General features: G+C 75.5%; 5 protein-coding genes. 3 read left to right on the forward strand and 2 right to left on the reverse strand.

Going from position 1 to position 3,861, the window contains the following annotated elements:
* A partial coding sequence (locus tag HGA02_RS12740; protein WP_210728523.1) for a GPP34 family phosphoprotein occupies nt 1-196 on the reverse strand: 196 nt, incomplete at its 3' end.
* Nucleotides 197-248: 52 nt separating this feature from the next.
* Between HGA02_RS12740 and HGA02_RS12745 the strand changes: the two genes are divergently transcribed.
* Genes HGA02_RS12745 through HGA02_RS12755 form a run of 3 tightly spaced genes read left to right on the forward strand, consistent with a single transcriptional unit; the run spans nt 249 to nt 2,878 of the window.
* Complete coding sequence (locus HGA02_RS12745) at nt 249-827, forward strand: YdeI/OmpD-associated family protein (protein ID WP_168679324.1); 579 nt, start codon at nt 249-251, stop codon at nt 825-827.
* A gap of 10 nt (nt 828-837) precedes the next feature.
* Nucleotides 838-1,590: a rhomboid family intramembrane serine protease gene (locus tag HGA02_RS12750; protein ID WP_168679325.1), complete on the forward strand. Its 753-nt coding sequence runs from the start codon at nt 838-840 to the stop codon at nt 1,588-1,590.
* A gap of 7 nt (nt 1,591-1,597) precedes the next feature.
* Nucleotides 1,598-2,878 carry a threonine/serine exporter family protein gene (locus tag HGA02_RS12755; RefSeq protein WP_168679326.1) on the forward strand — a complete coding sequence of 427 codons (1,281 nt, stop codon included), beginning with the start codon at nt 1,598-1,600 and terminating at the stop codon, nt 2,876-2,878.
* Between the two features lie 62 nt (nt 2,879-2,940).
* Here the strand turns inward: HGA02_RS12755 and HGA02_RS12760 are convergent.
* Nucleotides 2,941-3,861 (reverse strand): HNH endonuclease family protein (locus HGA02_RS12760; RefSeq protein WP_168679327.1); only part of this gene is annotated, 921 nt, incomplete at its 5' end.

Here is a 3,861-nt window from a genome sequence, read left to right on the forward strand (position 1 = left end):
GGACGGGTCGGACCGCGACGCGGCCCGGGGCGACGAGCGGGTGGCCCGGTCCGGCGATGTCGACGTGGCCGGACAGCACGAGCTCGACGAGCGCCGCGCCCGCCGCCGCGAGGCCCACCCGCTCGCCCGACGTGAGGGGCCGCCCGGTGACCGGGTCGGTGAGCAGCAGCAACGTCTCCTCGGCCAGCAGCAGCATGCCCGTCACCGTAGCCGCGCCGGTGTCGGACCGGGAGGGGACAATCAGGCCCATGACGGGTCAGAAGGACGCGCCGCAGCTGCACGTCGAGACGGTCGAGGAGTGGCGCGACTGGCTGGTCGCGCACCACGCGACGGAGACGGGCGTGTGGCTCGTGTCGTGGCGCCGGTCCACCGGCCGGCCGTCCGTCCCGTACGAGGCCGCCGTCGAGGAGGCGCTCACGGTCGGCTGGATCGACGCGACGCAGCGGTCCCTCGACGACGAGCGGACCGCGCAGTGGTTCGCGCGCCGCAAGCCCGGGTCGGGGTGGGCGCGCACCAACAAGGAGCGGCTGGTCCGGCTCGAGGCCGAGGGGCGGATGCTCCCCGCGGGCACCGCCGTCGTCGACGCCGCGAAGGCCGACGGGTCGTGGACGCTGCTCGACGACGTCGAGGCGCTCGTCGTCCCGCCCGACCTGGCCGCCGCGTTCGACGCGCACCCCGGCGCGCGCGAGACGTGGGACGCGTACCCGCGCTCGGTGAAGCGGCTGCACCTGGTGTGGCTGGTCGACGCGAGGCGACCCGCGACGCGTGCGGCACGCGTCGAGGAGGTCGCCGTGAAGGCCGCGGCCGGCGAGCGCGCCCGGTCGTGACGAGCCGACCATGACGCGCGACGCCGCCCGGTCGGTGCTGCGGGACGTCGGGCGGACCGTCGGCCGGTCGGACGTCGCGCTCGTCTACGGCGGGCTCGTGACGCTCGGTGCGCTCGTCATGGCGTTCCTTCCCGACGAGACGGTCGACGCGATCACCGCGCACGCGAGCGGCAACCTCGACAACATGCGCGCGCGGCCCGTCGAGTCGCTCGTCCTGAGCGGGCTCGTGCTGCCGCACCCGTCGAACCTCGTGCTCGTGGTGTGGCTGGTCGTCGCGGTCGCGTACACGCAGCGATGGCTGGGCCGTGCGGCGACGGTCCTCGTGGGCGTCGCCGGCCAGGTCGTGCCGTCGCTCGTGGTAGGGGCGGTGCTCACGACGGGCATCGCGCGCGGGTGGCTGTCGCCCGCGCTCGCCGGCGCCGACGACGTCGGGGTCAGCTACGTGGTCGCGTGCGTCACGGGCGTGCTCGTCGCGCGGGTCCCGCGCCGCTGGCGGTGGTGGTACCTCGCCCTGCTGGTCGCGGTGTGGGTGCTGCCCGGCGTGTGGCTGCGGACGTTCACCGACGTCGGCCACGCGAGCGCGCTCGCCGTCGGCCTGGCCGTGGCCTTCGTCGTGAGCCGTGGCGTCGAGGCGGCGGCGACCCCGGACGGCTGGCGGCCCCGCCGGGCCCACGACCGGCCGCACGGTGACGAGCGGCACACGCCCCGGGCCCCCGACCGGGACGACGGTCCCGGGCGACCGGGGGCCCCTGACCGGCCATGATGGCCTCGTGCCCACGGAACCCGACGACGACGAGCTCGAGCTCATCCGCCGCTCGGGCGTCGCGCTGCGCGTCGGCCGGCTGAGCCTGTCGGCGGGCACCGGGTCCTACCGCGTGAAGGCGTCGATGGCCCGCATGGCCCGTGCCCTCGGGATCGACCGGCACGAGGCGCACGTGACGCTCACGGAGATCACGGCGACGTCGCACCGGGGCCGGTCGTTCCGCACCGAGGTCACCGAGGTGCGGTCCGTCGGCATCAACGCCGACCGGCTGTCGCGGCTCGAGGCGCTCGTGTCCCGCCTGGAGGACCGCAAGCTGCGCGACGGCGTCGAGACGACCGTCGAGGAGGCGACCGCCGCGCTCGACGACATCGCCGCCCGCACGCCTCTCTACCCGGCGCTGCTGAACGCGGTGTGGTCGGGGATCGCGTGCGCGGCCTTCGCCTTCCTCAACAACGGCGGCCCGGTCGAGGTGATCGGCGTCTTCGTCGGGGCGTCGCTCGGGCAGGCGCTGCGGCGGGCGCTCCTGCACCGTGGCTACAACCAGTTCGGCGTGACGATGCTCGCGGCCGCGCTCGGCGCGTTCACGTACCTCGGGTTCGTCACGGTGCTGCACGGGGTCGGCGCGATCGGCGTGCGGCACGAGGCCGGCTACGTCTCCGCGGTGCTGTTCCTCATCCCCGGGTTCGCCCTGGTCACGGGTGCGCTGGACCTCGCGAAGCTCGACTTCTCGGCCGGTGTCGCGCGGCTCGTCTACGCGCTCATGATCCTCACGTCGGCCGCGCTCGCGGTGTGGGGCGTGTCGAGCATCGTCGGCCTCCAGCCGGACCCGCCGCCCCCGCTCGGCCTCGACAGCGGTCTGCTGCTCGGGCTGCGGTTCGTCGCGTCGTTCCTCGGCGTGCTCGGGTTCGCGCTCATGTTCAACAGCCCGTGGCGCATGGCCGTGGGCGCCGCGACGGTCGGCATGGTCGCCAACGTCGTCCGGCTCGAGCTGGTCGACGCGGGCGTCGTCGTGCAGGCCGCCGCCGCGCTCGTCGCCCTCCTGGTCGGGCTGCTCGCGGCCGTCGTCGCGCCGCGGCTGGGCGTCCCGCGCATCACGATCTCCGTGCCTGCCGTGGTCATCATGGTCCCCGGCGTCACCGCGTACCGCGCCGTGTTCCACCTGTCCGACGGGCAGACGACGTCCGCGCTCGCGTACGGCGTGCAGGCCGCGCTGGTCGTCGTCGCCCTCTCGATCGGCCTCGCCGTCGCGCGCATGCTCACCGACCGCGTCTGGGCCTTCGAGCGCTGACCCGCGGGCGGTCGGGCGCACGGGCCCTCACCGTCCGGCGTGCACCGCCGGGCCGCGGGTCGTCAGGGTGCGCCGGGCAGCCGCTCGCACGCGACGCCGTTGTCGTCCCCGTCGAGCTCCGCGACGTCGCCGAAGTGGGGCAGGTACGTCTCGAACCAGGCCTGCGCCTCGGACCACGTCGCGAAGTCCCCGCAGTTCACCGCGTTGCCCGGGTTCGCCGGGACGCCACCGCCGGGCGCCGGCGCAGGGATGGGGGCCGGGTCGACGGGCGCCGGGGCCACGCGCTCGGGCGGGAGCGTCGACCCGGCGGGCAGCGGCTCGTCGGGGCACGACGCGAGCACCCCGGCGATCGCGTCCCGCTCGGCGGCCGTGACCCACAGCCCGTACGCGTACTTCACGGCCACCTGACGCGCGACGTACGCGCACCGGTAGGCCGTGTTCGGCGGCAGCCAGGTCGCGGCGTCGCCGTCGCCCTTCTGCGTGTTCAGCGGCCCCGAGACCGCGAGCAGGTTGAGCGGGTCGTTCCCGAGCCGCTGCCGCGCGGCGTCGTCGAGCCGCTGGGCACCCTTCTGCCACGCGTCGGACAGCGCGACGACGTGGTCGACCTGCACGTCCGCCGACGTCGACTCGCCGCGCACGAACGGGATCGACGTGCCCGAGTACGGGTCGGCCAGCGTGCCCGACAGCACGACGCAGTCCTGCGTGCCGGGCTTGAGCGTCACCGCCGTCAGGTCGCGCCGCAGCACGTCGTTGCGGGTGTCGCACCCGTTCCCGTCGAGGTCGACGGCGCGGTACGCGAACAGCTCACGGTCGTACCCCGTCTTCGGCGCCCGCCCCTTGACCGGCAGCAGCCCGAGGGCGACGAGCGCCGTCTGCCCGTGCGCCGCGTCGAGCGTCGCCGTCGTGTCGGTCGTCGGCGCCGCCTCCGGAGCCGTCGGCCCGGCCGCCACGTCGGCGTGGACGCCCTCGTCGTCCTCCGGCGC

This window comes from Cellulomonas septica, from assembly GCF_012396155.1.
Classification (GTDB): domain Bacteria; phylum Actinomycetota; class Actinomycetes; order Actinomycetales; family Cellulomonadaceae; genus Cellulomonas; species Cellulomonas septica.

Bases quoted from the DNA above. Each gene is read 5' to 3' on its own strand.
- HGA02_RS12745 (WP_168679324.1), top strand. From the start codon at position 249: ATGACGGGTCAGAAGGACGCGCCGCAGCTGCACGTCGAGACGGTCGAG.
- HGA02_RS12750 (WP_168679325.1), top strand. From the start codon at position 838: ATGACGCGCGACGCCGCCCGGTCGGTGCTGCGGGACGTCGGGCGGACC.